The sequence below is a fragment of the Gemmatimonadota bacterium genome (assembly GCA_016713785.1).
Taxonomy (GTDB): Bacteria; Gemmatimonadota; Gemmatimonadetes; order Gemmatimonadales; family GWC2-71-9; genus JADJOM01.
The window spans coordinates 361,447-380,544 of sequence record JADJOM010000003.1; the positions used below are offsets into that span (position 1 = coordinate 361,447).

A 19,098-nucleotide genomic window follows, 5' to 3' on the forward strand; every position below is an offset into this window, starting at 1 on the left:
TTGGCAGCGCGCGGCTCCGGGAGTGCGTTCGCCACCAAGATAGCCACCAATCCTCCTGCTGCGCCATCCGGTGGGCGACACGGGGCAGGCGCCAGAGGCTCCCGCCGACTTGCGGCGTACCACTCGCGGCACCCGGGTCGGGGTGGGTGGATGCGTCAGGGACTGGCCACGATAACACGGGCGTGCCATGCGAATCACATATTTTGTGCAGCAGTTCCCGCCGGAACTCGGGGCGGGTGCGGCACGGTGCGGGGAAATGAGCCGGCGATGGGTCTCCCTCGGGGCGCAACTGTCGGTCTTCACCGGCATGCCGAGCCGTCCGCAAGGCCGGATCGCCCAGGAGTACCGAGGCAAGCTGACTGCGACGGAGCGGATGCCGGGGCTCACGGTGTACCGAACGTGGCTCTACGCCCACCCGGCCGGCGGGATGGCCCGGACGCTCGCGAACAACCTGACCTTCCTGGTTTCAGGTTCCCTGAACCTCCTCCTGCGTTCGGCGCCGGCGGACGTGGTGATCGCGAGCAGCCCCCCGTTCTTCCCGCTGTTGGCCGGTCCGATCGCCGCACGCCGGCGCCGCGCCCTCCTTGTGCTTGAGGTCCGCGACCTCTGGCCGGACTACCTGGTGGAAATGGGCCGTCTGCCGGACGGGGTGATTCGGCGGGCACTGTTCGCACTGGAGCGGCGACTCCTCGCCGGAGCTGACCTGGTCATCACGGTGACGGAGCCGCTTCGGCAGCGACTGATCGAGAAGGGCGTGGTACCGGAGAAAGTCATCGTGGCGCCGAACGGGGTCGACACGGATGCGTACTACCACGACCCCGGACCGCTGCCATTGCCGGAGGGCACCATCCCGGACGGTCGATTTGTGGTCGGCTACCTGGGGAATTTCGGGGCCGGTCAGGCGCTTGAGCACGTCATCGAGGCCGCCCACCTGGTCGAACGTGAGGACCCGTCGGTCGAATTCGTCCTCGTCGGGGACGGCCTCGAGCGGGCGAGGGTCGAGCAGGCGATGGCACACCTGCGCCCCGCCAACTGCCGTCTCGCCCCCGTGCTTCCAAGGGAACTGACCCGGCGATTCTATAGCGCCTGCGATGCCTGTCTGGTTCCGCTGGCCCCCTGGCCAGCGCTGGCTGGCGCCCTGCCCACCAAGTTCTTCGAGGCACTGGCCTGCGAACGACCGATCGTGGCGGCGGCCACCGGAGAGATCCCGCGAGTCCTTGCCGAGGCGGGCGCGGGACTAGCCGCTCCCCCCGGCGATCCCGCCGCACTCGCGCGGGCGGTGCTCGCCCTTCGCGCGCTGTCACCTGCCGAACGCGCCGCCATGGGGCGGCGTGGCCGAGCCTATGTGGTGGAGGGATACGACCGACGGGCAGTGGCGGACCGGCTGTACCGGATCTTCGCAGCGGCACTCGATCTGCGGGCGTCCACGTGACGCGGATCCTGGTGACGGGGGCCGATGGTTTCGTCGGGCGGCAGCTGGTGAATACGGCCGCCGGGCGAGGACACCATGTGGTTGCCGCCACTCGAAGGTCGGGATCAGTGCCCGAGGCAGAGGTGGTGTCTGTCGGCGAGGTCGGTCCGGACACCGACTGGCGGGGGGCGCTCCGTGGCGTCCAGGCGGTCGTCCATCTCGCCGCCCGGGTGCATGTGATGCAGGAGACGGCCCCGGATTCGCTGGCCGTGTTTCGCCGGGTGAATGTCGCGGGGAGCGATACCCTGGCGCGGCAGGCCGCAGAGGCGGGCGTGCGTCGCCTGGTGTTCGTGAGCAGCATCAAGGTTCATGGAGAGGCGACCCACGGCGACCCGCTCCGTGAACAGGACTCCCCGGCCCCGGCGGATCCCTATGGGCGGTCCAAGCTCGAGGCCGAGCAAGCCGTGTGGCAGGTAGCAGACGGACATGCGATCGAAGTGACTGTTGTTCGGCCCGTCCTGGTGGTGGGGCCCGGGGCGGGGGGCAACCTGCGGCGCCTCCTGGCGCTGGTCCGGCGCGGAGTGCCGCTGCCATTCGCCGGACTGGCCAACCGGCGGAGCCTCATCGGGCGGGAATCCTTGGCGGAACTCCTGCTGCAGTGCGCCAACCACCCCGCGGCGGCAGGCGAGACCTTTCTGGCTGCGGACGCTCCCGCGGTGTCGACCGAGGACCTGATTCTCGCGATCGGGCGCGGGCTGGGGCGAGCCCCACGGCTGCTGCGGATGCCGACCGTCCTCGGTGCCCTTGTGAGCTGGATTCCGGCGATCGGGGCGAACTGGTCCCGCCTCACCGGTTCCCTGGAGGTTGATGCCGGGAAGGCCCGGCGGCTCCTCGGCTGGGAGGCCCCGATGCCGATCCTCAAGGCAGTGGAGGCGATGGCAGCCGCGGACCGGAGGGGGGCATGAGCGCAGTCCTGCTTCCGGGATTTGCCTTGGCGCTCTCGTGGTCTCTGACGGCGTTCGTCCTTCGGCGGGCTCCAATGGATCATCCCACCGACCGCAGTCTCCATGAGGTGCCTACCCCTAGGGGTGGGGGACTCGGCCTGGTCGTCGCCGTGCTGGTGGTGACTGCCCTCGCATGGGGCCTGGGAGAGGTAGGCCGGGGACTCGCCGTGGCGCTGCTGGGTGGCGGGAGCCTCGTGGCGGCAGTGGGCTGGTGGGATGACCACCAAGGGTTGTCCGCCGGGGTCCGGTTCGTGGCCCACCTCGCCGCTGCTGCCTGGGCGGTGGCCTGGATGGGCGGGATGCCCACCCTGTCGCTGGGCTCGCAGGTGGTTGTCCTGGGGCCGGTCGGTGCGGTGCTTGCCACCATCGCGCTGGTATGGGGGATCAACCTCTACAACTTCATGGACGGAATTGACGGGCTGGCCGGCCTTGAGGCGGTTTGCGTAGGTGTCGGTGCGGCCCTGCTGCTTTGGCCGACGGGTGGCCCGGCCGCCGCGACCCTGCCACTCACCCTCGCCGCCGCCGCTGCGGGATTCCTGGCATGGAACTGGGCGCCGGCGCGGATCTTCATGGGGGATGTCGGCAGCGGGTTTCTCGGACTGGCAATCGGGGTGCTGGCGCTCGCCGGTGAGCGATCGTTCGGCGTGCCATCCTTGGCCTGGGTCACCCTGGGGATGGTGTTCCTCCTCGACGCGACCGTCACGCTGTTGCGGCGGGGTCTGCGGGGCGAGCGGGTCTATGCAGCCCATCGCTCGCACGCCTACCAGCGCCTGGTGCGGGCGGGATGGAGCCACCGACGGGTCGCGCTCTGCGTGCTGGGCCTGAATCTGGTGCTTATCGGGCTCAGCCGGCTGCCAACGCTGCTGGGGGTGGTCGTTTCGGTGGCAGTGGTCGGGCTGGGTTACCTGATGGCAGGTCGTGTCCGGGCGATGTAGTCGTCAGGGCAGCGGAAAGAGCGCCTCCTCCACCAGCGCGCAGAGCACATGCCCCGCGGCGATGTGCACCTCCTGGATGTGCTGGGTCTCGCCGCTCGGCGCCAGCACCGCCACGTCGGCCAGCGCCCGCGCCTTCCCGCCGGTTCCCCCGCTGAAGAGGATCGTCCCGAGCCCCTGGGCCCGCGCCCGCTCCAGGGCGCGCAGCACGTTGGGGGAGTTGCCGCTCGTGGTGATGCCCACCAGCACGTCGCCCGCCTGGCCCAGCGCCTCCACCTGCCGCTCGAAGACGTGCTCGAAGCCGAAGTCGTTGGCGTTCGCGGTCAGGAACGAGGTGTCGGTGGTCAGTGCCAGCGCGGGCAGGGCCCGACGGGGCCGGTCGTGGTTGAGGGAGCTCACCAGCTCCGCCGCGAGATGCTGGCAGTCGGCGGCGCTGCCGCCGTTGCCGCAGAAGAGCACCTTGCCACCCCGGGCATAGCAGGCCACCACCAGCTCCGCGGCCCGGGCGATGTCCGCCGCGCAGGCGGTGGCGGCGGCGCGCTTGACCTCGGCGCTGCGCTCGAGGTACTCGCGGACCCGGGCCGCGAGCGGCGATTCAGCGGGCATCCGATGCTCCTTCACTGGGGGTGACGACGCGGGGGACACCCGCGGGGTGGGTGCAGATGCGCGCGAGCGCGTCGAGGTCGTCGATGACGAAGTCCGGCACCACCGTGCCCGCGGCCAGGGTGGCCTGGCCGTATCCCGAGGTGACGAGGAAGGTGGGGACGCCGAGGCGGCGGCCGAGGGCCAGGTCACTGGCCTTGTCGCCGACGACGACCGACCGGGTCAGGTCGAGGCCATGGTCCGCCGCCGCCCGGCGGGCCAGCAGGTCGGACGGCTTGCGGCAGGGGCAGCCATCGTCGGGGCCGTGAGTGCAGGCGTACATGCCCGTCAGGCGCACGCCGTCTGCGGCCAGCAGCGTTTCCAGCCGCGCGTGGACCGCCACCAGGCCCGCGGGGGTGATGCGCCCCGCCGCGATGCCGCTCTGGTTGGTGATGACCACGAGCGCCACGCCGGCCTCCTGCAGGCGGCGGAGCCCCTGGGCGGCGCCCGGGAGGAGCTCCACGCCCGCCGGATCGGCCAGGTAGTGGCGATCCACGTTGATGGTGCCGTCGCGGTCGAGGAGGGCGGTCGAGGGGCGCCACGCGCCTTTCAGGGTGCGCGGGGGCCCGCCCGGCGCCGCCGCCCCGATCCAGCCCCGGGCGCCGCCGCCGTGGGCCAGCGTCACCACCCGATCCGGGGTGGCCCGGAGGGCCGCCAGCAGGGCGGGGAGGTTGAGGTCCGCTTCTCCCGAGTCCGGCAGCTCGAGGTGCAGGCCCGGGCCGACGGCCAGCACGTCGGCCGCCGCCAATCCCCCACGACCCAGGTGCCGGGGTGGCGGGTATCTCCCGCCATCCTCCGTCGGAGTGTCTTCGGACGCGGAGGGGGGCTACGGGCATGAGACCATGAGGTGGCGGGAGGGTCGTAGCTTAGGGGGGGCCGGGAACGGGAGCAAGCGTACCATCCCGGCGGGACCGGCGTCCTCCTCCGGGCGCCCCGGGCGGGTCATTCATGACTTCCCTGGTCCCTAAGTGATTTGCTGGCTTCGGATTGACTCCACCATGCCCCGAGCTACATTCAGGTCACATGCGCGATACTCTCCGGAACGGATTCCGCAATCGCTATCTGTTCGCGCTCGATCTGGTTCTGCTGCCGCTGGCAACCTACCTCGCGTTCGTGGTGCGCTTCGAGGGGTTGTTCGACTGGCGGGAACCGTACCGGGCCGTCGCCCCGGTATTCCTCGCCGTCACCCTGCCGGTCAAGCTCGCCCTCCTGATCAGCTTCGGGCTCTATCGGAGACTGTGGCGCTTCGCCAGCGTCTCCGAACTGGAGTCGATCCTGCTGGCGACCGGCACCTCCGCGGTGCTCTGCTCGCTCATCGGCCTGTGGGTGCTGCCGTGGCTGGGCCTGATTCCCCTGCGCGTGCCCCTCGGCGTGCTCGCGGTGGACGCGCTCATGACCGCCGTGGCGGTGTCGCTGCCCCGGTTCATCCTGCGCACGGTGATCTGGCACCTGGAGGGCCGGCCCGGGCACGGGGGGTCACGGGTGCTGATCGCCGGGGCTGGGCAGGCGGGCGGCTTCCTGGTCAAGCAGCTCAAGAGCCACGGGGAGATCGGCCTCATCCCCGTCGGGTTCGTGGATGACGACCGGGGCAAGCAGGACCACAAGCTCCACGGCCTGCCGGTGCTCGGCCGGCTGGCCGATACCGCCCGGGTGTGCCGGGAGCAGGCCATCGGCGAGATCCTGATCGCCATGCCGACGGCGGCGGGCACCGTGGTCCGCGACCTGGTGCGTGCGGCCTCCGATGCCGGCGTCCGCACCCGCACCCTCCCCGGGCTGAGTGACATCCTCTCCGGCCGGTTCGATCCCTTTGCCCTGCGGCAGGTGGAGATCCACGACCTGCTGCGGCGCGAGCCGGTGAGCATCGACCTGCGCCAGGTGCAGGGGCTGATCACGGAGCGGGTGGTGCTGGTGACCGGCGCCGGCGGCTCGATCGGCTCGGAGCTCTGCCGCCAGGTGTGTGCCCTCGAGCCGGCGCGGCTGGTGCTGCTGGGGCACGGCGAGAACTCGATCTTCGGGATCCAGCAGGAGCTGCGGGAGCGGTTCCCGCACATTCCCCTCGAGAGCATCATCGCCGACGTGAAGGACGGGGCGCGGCTGGGCGCGATCTTCGAGCGCTTCGGGCCCTACACCGTGTTCCACGCGGCGGCGCACAAGCACGTGCCGCTCATGGAGGAGAACGTCGCCGAGGCGGTGCTCAACAACGTGCTGGGCACCCGCAACGTGGTCACGGCGGCGGCGCAGGCCGGCACCGCCCACCTGGTGCTCATCTCCACCGACAAGGCGGTGCGGCCCACCAGCGTGATGGGCGCCACCAAGCGGGTGGCGGAGCAGATCGTGCAGACCTTCGCCGAGGACCGGGGCCGGAATTTTGCCGCGGTGCGGTTCGGGAACGTGCTGGGCAGCCGGGGCAGCGTGGTGCCGACCTTCCTCAAGCAGATTGCCGCCGGCGGCCCGGTGACGGTGACCCACCCCGAGATGCGCCGCTACTTCATGACCATCCCCGAGGCGGTGCAGCTGGTGCTGCAGGCCGGGGCGCTGGGCAAGGGCGGTGAGGTGTTCGTGCTGGACATGGGGGAGCCGGTGAAGATCGCCGACCTGGCCGCGGACCTGATCCGGCTGTCGGGGAAGGAAGTGGGCCGCGACGTGGAGATCCGCTTCAGCGGCACCCGGCCCGGCGAGAAGCTCTACGAGGAGCTGTTCTTCGACGCCGAGCACGCGAGCCCCACGGAGCATCCCAAGGTGCTGCGGGCCCGCAACGCCGCGCTCCCGGTGGGGGTGAGCACCGTGGTGGGCGACCTGATCCAGGCGGCGGAGGAGGGGTGGGCGGCGGAGGACCTGCGGGGCCTGCTCAAGCGGCTGGTGCCCGACTACGAGCCCTCGCTCGCCGGGATGCCGGTGCGGCAGGAGAACCGGAGCCGCGACAGCGGGAAGCGGCTCCGCGGCGAGGAGTGAGCCCGCGCCCTACTTGGTCCGCAGCACCACCACGATGACGGTCGTGAGGCTCGCCAGGATCTGGGCCACCGACCCCGCGAAGCCCAGCCAGTCCTTCTTGTCGTTGGGATCCCGCTCCGGCACATAGATCGACCCACCCGCCAGGGGCTCCGGCACGCCGTCCGGGAGCCACGACCACCGCTTCTTTACGCTCTCCACCTTGCCGTTGGGCTGCGTCACGTAGGACCGGTTGCGGTCCGCGCTGCGGGAGTAGCCCCCCGCCGCATTGATGTAGTAGCCCAGGCCCTGGCCCTCGACGTACGTGACCGCGGTGGGGGCGTTCACCGAGCCGCGCACGTACACCACCGGGACGTACTCGGGGATGATGATGGAGTCGCCCGCGGAGAGGATCAGGTTGTCGCGGAAGCGCGGGTTGGCGATGACCCGGGGCAGGTCCACGCCGATGCGGCCGCCGCGATCCGAGGTGCGGAAGAACCTGATGCCGGCGGGATAGGCTTCCTTGGTGAGGCCGCCGGCGCGGTTGATCAGGTCGAGCAGGCGGTCGGTGCGGGTGGTGAGCGCGTAGCGACCGGGGTAGCGCACCTGCCCGGTGAGCGAGACGGTCCGCTGCAGCTCCCAGTCGGGCTGGCGGAAGATGAGCACGTTGTCGTAGGGCTGCAGCGCCACGTCGGCGGCGCCGTCGGCAGGGGCCCCGACACCCGGGGGGCCGAGGTAGCGGCCGGCGGGGCCCCGCTCGAAGACGTAGGTCGAGTCGAGCGGCACCCGGAAGGTGGCGGCCACGTGGCCGGTGGCGCGGAGGGCGGCATCGGGAAGCCGCGCGACCTCCGCCTCGGTGAGCAGCGCATCCTCCGTCAGGCCCTCGACCTCCAGCAGCGCGTCACGCAGGGTGAGGCCCTCGCGGTAGGGCACGCGGCCGGGGCGGCGCACCGCGCCGGTGACGGCCACGTACCGGAGGGGCCGGAACGACGAGCGCGAGAAGACGGTGATGGCGTCGTCCTCCTGCAGCGGGAGGTCGTCGGTGACCGCGCCGGTGGAGTCGCGGAAGGCGCTCCGCAGCTGCAGGCGGGTGGAGTCGGGCTGCAGCCGGCTGATGCCGATCTGCGCCAGGTAGACGTCGGGCTTGGGACCGCCCGCGAGGCGGATGGCCTCGGACAGCCGCATCCCGGGGCTCAGCCCGATGGCGCCCGGCGTCCAGACGTTGCCGTTGACCATCACCAGGTTGCGCCGCCGCTCCGCGACCTCGAAGACGGTCACGGAATCCCCGGGGGCCATGGCGAAGGCCGGCCCGCGCCCGTCCTCGAACTGCTCCGCGCCGATCTCCAGCACCACGCGGTCCCGGCCTCCGGCGGCGCGCTGCGCCGGGGGCAGGATCCGGTCCACTTGCACCCGTCGCCGGAGCGCCACGGCCTCGAACCCGCCCGCCGACAGGAGCAGGTCGCGCAGCGACTCCTCCGCTCGGAGCTCGTAGATGGCGGGCCGGATGATGGCGCCGGTGACCTTCACCTGGGTGCCGCGCACCGGGACGAAGATCACGTCGCCGTTCTCCAGCCGGGCGTCGCGGCTGTTGTCGCCGCGGAGCAGGTAGTCGTACAGGTCGAGGAATCGAGCAGCCGCCCGCCGCGCCGGATCTCCACGTGGCGGAAGGAGCCGTTCTCGGTGGGGCCACCCGCCGCGTAGAGCGCGCTCAGCGCCGTGCCCGCGGCCGAGACCTGGTACGAGCCGGGGCGTGCCACGTCGCCGGTGACGAACACCTGCACGGTGCGCAGCCGCGCCACGGTCACGTTGAACCGGGTGGTGGCGCCGGCCCCCCGCCGCACGCCGGAATACACCCGCCCCAGCCGGGCATAGAGCAGGTCCTCGAGCTGGCCGAGGGTGAGGTTCGAGACGTAGAGCTGGCCCACCTGCGGGATCGCGATGAAGCCCTCGCGGGTGACCACGAGCTCATGGGCCAGCTCGACGTCGCCGGTGAGGATGAGCACCAGCCCGTCGCCCGGGCCGAGCCGGTAGTTGGCGTCGACGGGCCCGGAGAGCTCCGGCGAGAAGACGGTGAGGGAGCGGCGGAAGAGCGTGAGCCCGAAGACCTGCAGCGTGCTGGTGGTATCGGAGAGCGAATCGGCGCGCAGCGAGTCGGCCAGCTTGAGGGCCGAGTCGGTGAGCACCAGCAGCGACTCGGCGTCCTCGGCGCTCACCAGCCCGAGCACCCGGCTGGCCTCGAGGATGTCGGTGCCGGGGTTCAGCTTGCGGGTGGTGTCGGCGCCGGCCAGGTAGGGATCGAGCAGGTCTTCCGGATATCCCGCCGCACGGAGGCGGGCGCGGATCTGTTCCGGGGTGAGGCCTGAGGTCCCGATCCGCTCCCGCAGCTGGCGCACCAGGTCGGGCCGGGTCTGCAGCAGCTGGCGCGCCTGGTCGGGCGCGGGGAGTCCGCCCGTCGGCACCTGGGCCAGCAGCGGCGTCGCGGAGAGGAGGGCGAGCGAGAGACCGAGCGGGAGGTGCCGGAACAGCCGGTGGAGTCTCGACATGGCTGGGAAGATGCCCGGCTCTCCGGAGCCGGTCAACCAGCGCCGGAGGCGGAATCTCCCGGGTGGCGCGATGGGGGGCTTGCCGTGCCGACTACGCCTTGGGCGCCAGTACCCGCTGCCAGAATTCGAGGGTGCGGCGGGCCACGGCGTCGTCCACGAACTCCGCCATGACCCGGAGCCGCGCCTCCCGGCCCAGGCGGGCCCGGTCGCGCGGGGCATCGGAGAGGTGCTGCAGGGCGGCGGTGAGCGCGCCGACATCGTCCTCGGGCACCACCAGGCCGGCGGTGTCGATCAGCTCGGGGAGGGCGCCGGCGTCGGTGCCGACGACGGTCACGCCGTGGCCCATCGCCTCCACCAGCGCGGGATGGAAGGTCTCCACCCATTGCGGCGTGGTGCGGGAGGGGACCACCAGGCAGTCGAGCTCGCGCCAGAGGTGCTGCAGGTCCCCGGAGGGGACCGGGCCCCGCCAGGTGACCCGGCTGGCGATGCCCAGCCGCTCGGCGAGCTGCTCCAGCGACTCCTGGGCCGGCCCGCTGCCGACCACGGTCAGGCGCCAGCGCCCGAGCAGCTTCACACAGGCGCGGAACAGGCTGTCGAGGCCCTTCTCCGGAATGAGCCGCCCCACGAACCCGATGGCGAGCTCGGTGGTCCGGGCGGACCACCTCGAGGGGCGGGGTCAGTCCCACCTGCGGAATCACGGCCACCGGGACGCCGGGGCGCTCCCGGGAGAGCAGGTCGGCGGCCAGGCGGTTGCCCCCGATCAGCGCCCGGGCGCGGCCCAGGCTGCGGGTGCGGCGCCACCGCTCCATGAAGCCGAAGCTCCGGGGCACGCTTTCCCAGGCGAACAGCGTGGTGGGGATGCCGAGCCGCGCGGCCCGGCTGGTGGCGGCCGCCGCGAGCGGGGTCCAGGGCTCGGCCTCCACCTGCACGATGTCGGGCCGGAAATCGGCGAAGAGGCGGTGCAGGTCGCTCGCCTTCCAGCCCACCGACTCGCCCCGGTCGCCGGTGACGGGGATGGGGATCAGGCGGATGCCGCCGTCATTGCCCCACGAGGCGGAGAGCAGCGGTCCCCGCGCCGTGGGCGACCAGCGCGCCGGGACCGCCACCGACAGCGTCACGCCGAGCCCGGTGAGGGCGCGGAGCTTTCCGCGGGTGGCGGGATCGATATAGGTATGGCTGGCGATGATGGCGCGCATGGGCGGTTACTCGGCGCCTCGGCCGTCCGGCGGCGCGGTGAGCAGGGCCTCGACGGCGTGGGCGATGGCGGTGGCCGCCTGGCCGGTGCCGTAGGCGTCCGGGGTCCACCGGGAGGCGCGGGGCCAGCGTTCCAACTGCGCCGCCACGGCGCCCGCGAGGGTCTGCGGCGCCTCCGCGGGCGGCACCAGGCGGTTGGCGCCGGCGGCCACGGTCTCCTCCCACTCGGTCTCGGCGCGCACCGTGACGCAGGGGACGCCGAGCCAGTAGGCCTCGCGCTGCAGCCCGCCGGAATCGGTTACCACGGCCGCGGCGCCGTGGACCAGCGCCAGGCTCTCGAGGTACCCCACCGCCGGCACCAGCTGCAGCCGGCCCACGCGCTCCGAGGTGAAGCCGCTCGCCGCGAGCGCGGCGCGGGTGCGGGGGTGCACCGCCAGCACGGACGGGAGCTCCAGGCCGCCGAGCGCGCGCAGGACGCCGGCCAGCACCTCGGGGCGATCGGTCAGCTCGGCGCGGTGCAGGGTGGCAAAGAGGTAGGGAGCGGCGAGGCCGGGGACGATGCTCCCGGGAGCGGCCAGCCGGCTCCGCACGCCGCGCAGCACGTCGAAGGCGACATCGCCGGTCTCGACCACGGTGGCGCCGGGGTGTTCGCGGTGCATCCGGGCGGTGGCCGAGGCGCAGGGGGTGCAGAGCAGGGTGGCCATGGCATCGACCATCCGGCGGTTGAGCTCCTCCGCCATGAGGCGGTCGCTGGCGCGCAGCCCCGCCTCGACGTGCACCACGGGGATGCGGCGCTTGGCGGCGGCCAGCGCCACGCCGAGGGTGGAGTTGGTGTCGCCGATGACCACGACCGCCCGGGGGGTGAGCCGGGCGAGCACCGACTCGGCGCGGGTGAGGATCAGGGCCGTCTGCTCGGCGTGGCTGCCCCAGCCGACCTCGAGGAACTCGTCCGGGGCGGCGACGGCGAGCTGTTCGTAGAGGAGGGCGTTGAGGGCGTGGTCGTAGTGCTGGCCGGTGTCCACGGCGTGGACCCGGCCCAGCCGGGCGAGGGCGGGTCGGAGCGCACTGGCCTTGATGACCTGGGGTCGCGTGCCGTAGCAGAGGGCGAGCATGCGGGGGGAGAATATACCCGGCGGGTTCCGTTGACACATCTCCCCGGGCCACCCAAGTTGCGGCCACGCCTATGCGTATCCTCCATCTTGCCAAGTACTACTGGCCCCGCTCCGGCGGCATGGAACGCGTGGTCCAGGACCTCGCGGAGGGCGCGGCGGCCCAGGGCCACGAGGTGGCGGTCCTCGCGGTCGAGAGCCGGGTCGGGGGACGGGTCGGGGGGCGCCAGCGCTCCACGATTACCCGGGTCTTCTCCTTCGGCGCGCTCGGCTCGCAGGAGATCGCGCCGGGCTACCTGGCGGCCGCCCGGCGGCGGGCCGACATCATCCACCTGCACCACCCGCATCCGCTGGCCGACGTGGCGAGCCTGCTGCGCAGCCGGCGCACGCCGCTGGTGGTGACGCAGCACCAGGATGGCAAGAAGCCGGGCACCCACTTCATGGCGCGGGCGGTGCTGCGCCGCGCCGCCGCGATCGTGGTGCCCAGCCGGGCCCACATGGCGCTCTCGGAGGAGCTGGAGGGGTTCGAGAACAAGACGGAGGTGATCCCCTTCGGCATCGACGAGGAACGCTGGGCCGACGTGCCCCGCCGCCCGATCGACGCCCCGCCGCGGGCGCTGTTCATCGGCCGGCTGGTCAAGTTCAAGGGCGTGGACGGCTGCTGCGGGCGCTGGAGCGGGTGCCCGACCTCCGGCTCGACATCGTGGGCGTGGGCCCGGACGGGCCGCGGCTCAAGACCCTGACGCAGGCGCTGGCGCTGGCCGACCGGGTGCGCTTCCACGGCGAGTACCCCGACGAGGACCTGCCCCGCCGCATGGCCGAGGCCGACTTCCTGGTGCTGCCCTCGGTGACGGTGGACGAGATGTTCGGCCTGGTGGTGCTGGAGGCGATGGCGGCCAGCCGGCCGGTCATCACCACCGCCGTGCCCACCGGGGTGCGGGAGGTCAACGTGCCGGGCGAGACCGGGCTCGAGGTGCCGGTGCACGACGTGCGCTCGCTGGCGGAGGCGCTCGACACCCTGGCCCGCGATCCGTTCCTGCGGGAGAAGATGGGCGACGCCGGCCGGGTGCGGGTGGAGAAGTTCTTCACCCGGCGGCTCATGACCGAGCGGCACCTGGCGCTGTACGAGCAGGTGCTGGCGTACCAGCCCGAGTAGCCCCCCGCCCGCCGCGGCCGGGGCTCAAGTTCTCGCGGCGTCCTGCCGATACTCCCGCGGCATCCCGCCGTCGCCCCGCCGTGCCACCCCCCCGACTGCCGCCCTCCCCGTTCTCCTGAACGAACCATCAAGTCGTTGTGGCGCCTGCAGATAGGGGCGCCGCCGCGGCACGGCACTTTGTTCCGGCATGGGTCTTGTATTTGCCCACCCTCGTCCGCCTCGCAATTCCACTGTTCCTGTGTCAGGCGCCGTCGGGCGCAGGCACCGCCTCCGGTGCCGGGGAGCTTCCGCATGGCCAAGGTCATGATCGTCGACGACTCCTTCTCCGAGATCCAGGTCATGGAGTCGGTGCTCAAGGGTGCCGGGTTCCAGGTGGTGGCGATCTCCGATCCCGGGGAGGCCGAGGCGCGGGTGGCGTCGGAGCAGCCGGACGTGCTGCTGCTGGACGTGGTGATGCCCAAGCGGAACGGGTACGAGGTGCTCCGCTCGCTGCGCCGCCAGGACCAGACCAAGGGGGTCCCGGTGGTGATGGTGACCTCGAAGAACCAGGACTCCGATCGCGCCTGGGGCATGCGCCAGGGCGCCAACGACTACGTGACCAAGCCGTTCACCCCCGACCAGCTGCTCGGCGCCGTGCGCCGCGTGGTCAAGTAGCGGGATGACCGCCCTCCCGGTGGCACCGATCGCCGCGGCGCCGGTCGTCGCGCCGCGCGCCTGCGTGTTCCGGTGCGGGGGCAGGGCGTATGCGGTGCCGGTGACCCAGGTGCGCGAGGTGGCGATGCTGCCCCGGGTGACGCCGGTGCCCCGGATGCCCGCCCAGATCCGCGGCGTGGCCAGCCTCCGGGGCCTGCTGCTGCCCGTGGTCGACCCGGCGCCCCACCTGGGACACGCGCCGCTGCCGCTCATGGCCGTGACACCGGTGGTGGTGCTCAAGGACGGGGCGCAGGATGTCGGGCTGGCGGTCGAGGCGATCGCGGGCCTGCTCCCGATGGAGACCCCCTGCGCCGTGCCGGCCGGGCTCCCGCCCGCCGTCGCGGCCGTCGCCGTTGGTGCCTTTCTGTCCGAGGGACGGCCCGTGGTGCTGCTGGAAGGGGAAGCGCTGCTCGCGGCGCTTCGCCCGGTGCCAGTGGATGCCCCGGTGCTCCCCTGATCGTTCATCGTACCACCCCCGGGCCGGCCAGGCCCGCCCGCGGAACCAGGAGCCGGACCCATGTTGAAGCAGATGAAGGTGTGGCAGAAGCTCGCGCTGGTGGCCCTGGTGTTCATGGTGCCGGTGGCGGTGCTCCTCTTCCAGCTGGTCAACGAACAGAACAAGGCGATCGAGTTCGCCGAGTCGGAGCGGCGGGGTGTCGAGGCGCTGCGGCCGGTGCGGCGGATGCTCGATGCCCTGGTGCAGCACCGTGAGGAGGGCGCGCTGGCGGCGGCGGGTGATGCCGCGGCGGCGATCCGGCGGCAGCAGGCGGCGGGGTCGGTGGATGCGGCGCTGGCGGAGGTGCGGGTGATGGACCAGCGCTACGGCACCGAGCTCACCTCGGGGCCGGCGCTGCAGCGCGTGGCGGATGGCTGGCAGGCGGTGCGCGATGGCGCGCCGACCGCCTCCGCGGGCCAGAGCCTTTCGGCGCACCGCAACCTCATTGCGCAGCAGGGCCTGGGGCTGGTGTTCGACATCGGCAACGGATCGAAGCTGACGCTGGACCCGGACCTCGATGCCTACTGGGTCATGAACACCCTGATCGAGAAGCTGCCGTCGGTCATGGAGGATGCCAGCGACCTGCGGGCGCGTGCCATCGGCGCGCTGGCCGGCGGCCCCCTGGCCCCGGACGTCCGCGCCGGCCTGGGCTTCCAGGTGGCGCGCGTGCGCACCGACGTGGACAAGCAGCGCCAGGCGCTCGCCTTCGCGCTGGAGGCCACCCCGGCCGTGCGGACCCGGCTGGCGGCGCTGGACCAGAAGGCCCAGGAGGCGGCGCTGGCCCTGGCCGACCTGGTGGAGCAGCGGATCGTGCAGCCGGCGGTGCCGGAGCTGACCGCGGCCGACTTCGCCACCCTGACCGCGGGCGTGGCGCCGGCGGTCCAGGCGCTGTACGCCGACGGCCTGGAGGTGCTGGACGAGCTCCTCGAGGCGCGGATCGCGGGCTTCCGCCAGGGCCAGTGGACCCAGCTGGCGATCGCGCTGGCGGCGACGCTGGCGGCGGCGCTGGTGCTGGTGTGGATCGCCCGGATGATCAACGCGCCGGTGCGGGAGCTGAACCTGGCGGCGCAGCGGATCCGCAGCCGGGACTACGGGGTGAAGGTCAAGGTCCACTCGAATGACGAGCTGGGCCAGCTGTCGCAGACCTTCAACGAGACGATCAAGCAGCTGGCCCGCAATGAAGAGGAGCGCGAGGCCGAACTGGAGCGCAGCAAGGCGCTGCAGCGCAACGTGAGCGACTTCCTGGACGTGGTCACGGAGATCAGCCAGGGCGACCTGACCCGGCGGGGCGAGGTGACCGCGGACGTGCTGGGCAACGTGGTGGACTCGGTGAACCTGCTGGCGGAAGAGCTGGGCTACGCCCTGCGCGAGGCGCGGGACACCTCGCACCAGGTGGCGACCAGCGCCCAGACGATGAGCGCGGCCGCCGAACGGATGGCGAGCGGCGTGCAGACCCAGGCCCGGTCGGCCGAGAAGGTGACGTCGGCGGCGGAGACGATGCACGGCGCGGTGCGGCAGGTGGCCGACGACGCGAGCCTGGCGGCCGAGGCCGCCCGGCGGACGGCGCTCGCCGCCCGCGCCGGTGACGAGGCGGTGCGCTCCACCCTGGCGAGCATGCAGCGGATCCGCGCCGAGACCCAGGCGATGTCCAAGCGGGTGAAGGCGCTGGGCGACCGGTCGCTGGAGATCTCCGAGATCGTCAACACCATCGAATCGCTGGCCGCGCAGACCAACCTGCTGGCCCTGAACGCCTCCATCGAGGCGGCGGGCGCCGGCGAGACCGGCCTGCGCTTCGCGGTGGTGGCCGACGAGGTGCGCAAGCTGGCCGAGCGCTCGGCGCTGGCCACCCGGGACATCGCGGGCCTGATCAAGGCGGTGCAGACGGAAACCGCCGACGCCGTGGCCGCGATGGAAACGGGGACGCGGGAGGTGGAGCAGGGCCACCAGGTGGCGCTCTCCGCCGGCGAGAACCTGAAGACGATCGCCGAGACGGCGCGGGAGTCGGCGGAGCTGGCCGAGTCGATCAACCTGGCCTCGCAGCACCAGGTGCAGGGCGCCGAGGGGGTGTCGCAGGGCATGCAGGAGATCGCGCGCATCGCCAAGGAGACGGAGTCGGGCGTGCACGAGGCGCAGCGGGTGGTGGGGCAGCTGACGGCGCTGTCCCAGGCGCTGGGCCAGAAGCTCGAACGCTTCAAGCTGGTCGCCTGAGCGGGCCCGGTCCCGGCCGATGAGCGACGAGCGGGCGTACCTGCAGCAGGTCTTCCTGCAGGAGGCGTGGGACATCCACGGGATCCTGACGGGGCTCGGGCCCCGCCTGCGGGACCTCCCGGGGCTCTCCCCGGAGGACCTGGACGTGCTGGCGATCGTGGCGCACCGCCTGAAGGGGGCGGCGAGCCTCAACCAGCTGGCCCGGGTGGCGGCCCTCGGGGCGCGCCTGGAACGGCTGGCGGGCGGCGCCACCACCGGCGAGGTCGACGAGGTCCGGGCCGAGGCGCTGGACGACTACCTGGCCCTGCTGGCGCAGCTGCTCGACACCATCACGGCCACCGGCAGCGACACCGATCACGGCGCGCTCAGCGCGCTGGCCGAGCGGCACGGGTACCTCGAGGGGGCGGCCCGGCAGGTGGATCCGCGGGTGACCCGGATGGTGGCCCAGCTCGACACCTTCCGGCGCGAGAACGCGGAGGCGCTGGAGTACTTCCTGCCCGAGGCCACCGACCACCTCGACACCATCGACGATGCCCTGCTCGCGCTGGAGCGGGGCGGCCCGCCGGCGGACGAGATCGATCGCCTCTTCCGGGCCGTGCACACGCTCAAGGGCGCCGCCTACGTGGTCGGGTGCGATCCGGTCGGCGACCTCGCGCACGAGGTCGAGGACCGGCTGGTGGCGGTGCGGGACGGCGCCGCCCCCGTGACCACGGACCTCCTCGAAGGGCTGTTCTTCGGCGCGGCCGGCCTGCGCGCCCTGGTGGCGGCGGCGGGAGGAAACGGCCGGGATCTCGCGACGCGGCTGGCCCGGGCCTTCGGCGGCCTGCATGGCGACACGGGCCCTCGGGTGGACGGCATCGCGCCGGAATCGCAGCCCGCGGCCACCCCGCTGCCGTCGCTGCCGGAGACCACGCGCGCCGACGAGGCGCCGGCGGCGCCGGTGCCGACGGTCCGGGTGCGGCTGGACCGCCTCGAGCGCCTGATGAACGTGGTGGGCGAACTGGTGCTGACCCGCGCCCGGCTGGAGCGGCGGCTGGCGCGGCTCGAAGGGCTGGGCGAGGACCTGACCTTTGCCCGGGCGCGGATGACGGAAGCGGTGCGGGAGTTCGAGCAGCGGCACGCCTTCACCCGGATGGCCGCCGAGGCGGGGGCGCGCGCTGGGCGAGGACGATCCCGGCACCCGCGCCGCCGCGACCGACCTCGCCAACGTCTTCTCCGAGCTGGAGTTCGACCGGTACGACGACTTCAACCTCTTTGCCCGCCGCGCCACCGAGATCTCGGCCGACCTGAGCGAGGTGCAGGGCCAGGTGCTCGGCGGGATCCGCGGGCTGGTGGAGGAATCGGACGTCCTGCAGCAGCTCACCCGCGCGCTCCGCGGCGAGGTGACCCGCGCCCGGATGCTGCCGCTGGCGCCGCTGTGGGTCCGGCTGGAGCGCCAGGTGCGCGAGCTGGGCCACGAACTCGGCCGGCCGGTGGAGCTGCACACCGAGGGCGGCGCGGTGGAGCTCGACAGCCGGGTGGTGCACGACCTCGCCGACTGCCTCCTGCACCTGGTGCAGAACGCGCTGGTCCACGGGCTCGAGCCCGAGGCGGAACGGGTGGCGCTGGGCAAGCCCGCGGCGGGGTCGGTGCGGGTGCGGGCGGAACAGCAGGGCGCGCGCATCCTCATCGAGGTGCGCGACGACGGGCGCGGCATCGACCCGGCGGCGATCCGGCGGGCGGCGGTGGCCCGCGGCTTCCTCGATGCCGAGCGCGCCGCCGCCCTGAGCGAGTCCGAGTGCCTGGCGCTGATCTTCCGGGCCGGCTTCAGCACCGCCGCCGAGGTGAGCACCGCCGCCGGCCGCGGCGTGGGGCTCGACGCGGTGCGCGCCAAGCTGCGCGGCCTGCGGGGCGAGGTGCGGGTGGAGAGCGTGCCCGGCGAGGGCAGCCGGTTCCGGATCCTGCTGCCGCTCACGGTGGTGATCTCCGACGCCCTGCTGCTGCGCAGCGGCGGCCTCACCTTCGGCTTTCCCCTGTCGGCGGTGCGCGAGGTGCGCCAGCTCGAGGCCGGGGCCTTCGCCGCCGGTGACGTGGCCCGCTACCGCTCCGCCGACGGGGACCTGCAGCCCGCCTTCCCGCTCGAGCACCTCCTCGGCCTGCCGTCGGCGCTCGCCCCCGGCGCCGCGCGGCCACTGGTGGTGGTCGAGGCCGGCGAGCGGCAGTACGGCCTGGCGGTGGACGAGATCGTCGGGAAGGAGGAGGCGGTGCTCAAGTCGCTGGGCAGCTTCCTCGACGGCGCCGGCCCCTACACGGGGGCGGTGCTGACCGGCGCCGGCGACATCGTGCTCATCCTGGATCCGCTGGCGCTGCGCGCCTGGCAGGCGAGCCCGGCGGCGCCGGCCGCCTCCGCGCCGGTGCCCGAGGCCCGCCCGGCTGGCCGGCGCGTGCTCCTGGTGGACGACTCGATCAGCGTGCGCCGGGTGGTGGGCGCCATGCTCGAGCGCGGCGGGTTCGAGGTCACCACCGCCGTCGACGGGGTGGATGCCCTCGAGCGCCTCGCCACCACGCCGGTGGACCTGGTCCTCACCGACCTCGAGATGCCGCGACTGAACGGCTTCGAGCTGCTGCAGGACGTGCGGCGCCGCGCGCCGACCCGGGACCTGCCGGTGCTGGTGCTGACGTCCCGGAGCGGCGCCAAGCACGAGGCGCTGGCGCGGCAGCTCGGGGCCACGGGGTTCCTGGCCAAGCCGGTGCAGGAGGACGCCCTCCTCGCCGCGGCCCGCGAGGCCGCGGCGGGGGGCGC

At 73.0% G+C, this 19,098-nt stretch carries 16 protein-coding genes and 5 pseudogenes; 15 read left to right on the top strand and 6 right to left on the bottom strand.

Annotated elements, in window-relative coordinates:
• The first annotated feature begins 256 nt into the window (after positions 1 to 256).
• The 3 genes from IPJ95_09225 to IPJ95_09235 are packed head-to-tail and all read left to right on the top strand — an operon-like array spanning position 257 to position 3,350.
• Complete coding sequence (locus tag IPJ95_09225) at positions 257 to 1,432, top strand: glycosyltransferase family 4 protein (protein MBK7923797.1); 1,176 nt, start codon at positions 257 to 259, stop codon at positions 1,430 to 1,432.
• On the top strand, positions 1,429 to 2,376 hold the full coding sequence (locus tag IPJ95_09230) for an NAD-dependent epimerase/dehydratase family protein (protein ID MBK7923798.1): 948 nt from the start codon (positions 1,429 to 1,431) through the stop codon (positions 2,374 to 2,376). Before IPJ95_09225 ends, IPJ95_09230 begins: the two co-directional genes overlap by 4 nt.
• Positions 2,373 to 3,350 (top strand): glycosyltransferase family 4 protein, encoded by a 978-nt coding sequence (locus tag IPJ95_09235; GenBank protein MBK7923799.1) that lies wholly within the window; start codon positions 2,373 to 2,375, stop codon positions 3,348 to 3,350. Before IPJ95_09230 ends, IPJ95_09235 begins: the two co-directional genes overlap by 4 nt.
• A 3-nt stretch (positions 3,351 to 3,353) precedes the next feature.
• Here the strand turns inward: IPJ95_09235 and IPJ95_09240 are convergent, their stop codons facing one another.
• Entirely contained in the window at positions 3,354 to 3,953 is a 600-nt protein-coding gene (locus IPJ95_09240) for a D-sedoheptulose 7-phosphate isomerase (GenBank protein MBK7923800.1), read from the bottom strand.
• Positions 3,943 to 4,542, bottom strand: coding sequence for an HAD family hydrolase (locus IPJ95_09245; GenBank protein MBK7923801.1), 600 nt, complete (start codon positions 4,540 to 4,542; stop codon positions 3,943 to 3,945). The genes IPJ95_09240 and IPJ95_09245 overlap by 11 nt, the downstream gene beginning before the upstream one ends.
• 470 nt (positions 4,543 to 5,012) lie before the next feature.
• Between IPJ95_09245 and IPJ95_09250 the strand changes: the two genes are divergently transcribed.
• Positions 5,013 to 6,941 carry a polysaccharide biosynthesis protein gene (locus IPJ95_09250; GenBank protein ID MBK7923802.1) on the top strand — a complete coding sequence of 643 codons (1,929 nt, stop codon included), beginning with the start codon at positions 5,013 to 5,015 and terminating at the stop codon, positions 6,939 to 6,941.
• Between the two features lie 9 nt (positions 6,942 to 6,950).
• Here the strand turns inward: IPJ95_09250 and IPJ95_09255 are convergent, their stop codons facing one another.
• From IPJ95_09255 to IPJ95_09265, 3 genes are all read right to left on the bottom strand, one after another.
• The gene (locus IPJ95_09255; protein ID MBK7923803.1) at positions 6,951 to 8,474 is read right to left on the bottom strand and encodes an SLBB domain-containing protein; all 1,524 of its coding nucleotides are present in this window, start codon (positions 8,472 to 8,474) and stop codon (positions 6,951 to 6,953) included.
• On the bottom strand, positions 8,471 to 9,460 hold the full coding sequence (locus tag IPJ95_09260; protein MBK7923804.1) for a polysaccharide biosynthesis/export family protein: 990 nt from the start codon (positions 9,458 to 9,460) through the stop codon (positions 8,471 to 8,473). The genes IPJ95_09255 and IPJ95_09260 overlap by 4 nt, the downstream gene beginning before the upstream one ends.
• A 91-nt stretch (positions 9,461 to 9,551) precedes the next feature.
• Complete coding sequence (locus tag IPJ95_09265) at positions 9,552 to 10,085, bottom strand: glycosyltransferase (protein ID MBK7923805.1); 534 nt, start codon at positions 10,083 to 10,085, stop codon at positions 9,552 to 9,554.
• A gap of 182 nt (positions 10,086 to 10,267) precedes the next feature.
• Here IPJ95_09265 and IPJ95_09270 point away from each other — a divergent pair, with 182 nt between their 5' ends.
• Positions 10,268 to 10,630, top strand: coding sequence for a hypothetical protein (locus tag IPJ95_09270; GenBank protein ID MBK7923806.1), 363 nt, complete (start codon positions 10,268 to 10,270; stop codon positions 10,628 to 10,630).
• Between the two features lie 32 nt (positions 10,631 to 10,662).
• On the opposite strand, the gene IPJ95_09275 is transcribed toward IPJ95_09270, so the two are convergent.
• Entirely contained in the window at positions 10,663 to 11,766 is a 1,104-nt protein-coding gene (locus IPJ95_09275; protein ID MBK7923807.1) for a UDP-N-acetyl glucosamine 2-epimerase, read from the bottom strand.
• Between the two features lie 71 nt (positions 11,767 to 11,837).
• Here IPJ95_09275 and IPJ95_09280 point away from each other — a divergent pair, with 71 nt between their 5' ends.
• The 10 genes and pseudogenes from IPJ95_09280 to IPJ95_09325 all read left to right on the top strand — a co-directional run bounded on the left by IPJ95_09280 (position 11,838) and on the right by IPJ95_09325 (position 19,075).
• Positions 11,838 to 12,506 (top strand): glycosyltransferase, encoded by a 669-nt coding sequence (locus IPJ95_09280; GenBank protein MBK7923808.1) that lies wholly within the window; start codon positions 11,838 to 11,840, stop codon positions 12,504 to 12,506.
• A complete protein-coding gene (locus IPJ95_09285) occupies positions 12,443 to 12,919 on the top strand; it encodes a glycosyltransferase (GenBank protein ID MBK7923809.1) in 477 nt (158 codons plus the stop codon). Before IPJ95_09280 ends, IPJ95_09285 begins: the two co-directional genes overlap by 64 nt.
• Before the next feature lie 291 nt (positions 12,920 to 13,210).
• Complete coding sequence (locus IPJ95_09290) at positions 13,211 to 13,573, top strand: response regulator (GenBank protein MBK7923810.1); 363 nt, start codon at positions 13,211 to 13,213, stop codon at positions 13,571 to 13,573.
• Positions 13,574 to 13,577: 4 nt separating this feature from the next.
• On the top strand, positions 13,578 to 14,069 hold the full coding sequence (locus IPJ95_09295) for a chemotaxis protein CheW (GenBank protein MBK7923811.1): 492 nt from the start codon (positions 13,578 to 13,580) through the stop codon (positions 14,067 to 14,069).
• 60 nt (positions 14,070 to 14,129) lie between these two features.
• Complete coding sequence (locus tag IPJ95_09300; GenBank protein MBK7923812.1) at positions 14,130 to 16,316, top strand: methyl-accepting chemotaxis protein; 2,187 nt, start codon at positions 14,130 to 14,132, stop codon at positions 16,314 to 16,316.
• Positions 16,317 to 16,335: 19 nt separating this feature from the next.
• Positions 16,336 to 16,632: pseudogene (locus tag IPJ95_09305) on the top strand (Hpt domain-containing protein).
• Positions 16,633 to 16,752: 120 nt separating this feature from the next.
• Positions 16,753 to 17,085, top strand: a pseudogene (locus tag IPJ95_09310) (Hpt domain-containing protein).
• 213 nt (positions 17,086 to 17,298) lie between these two features.
• A pseudogene (locus IPJ95_09315) lies at positions 17,299 to 17,433 on the top strand (hypothetical protein).
• A 310-nt stretch (positions 17,434 to 17,743) separates the two neighbouring features.
• Positions 17,744 to 18,271 (top strand): annotated as a pseudogene (locus tag IPJ95_09320) (hypothetical protein).
• A gap of 288 nt (positions 18,272 to 18,559) precedes the next feature.
• Positions 18,560 to 19,075 (top strand): annotated as a pseudogene (locus IPJ95_09325) (response regulator).
• Positions 19,076 to 19,098: the final 23 nt, after the last annotated feature.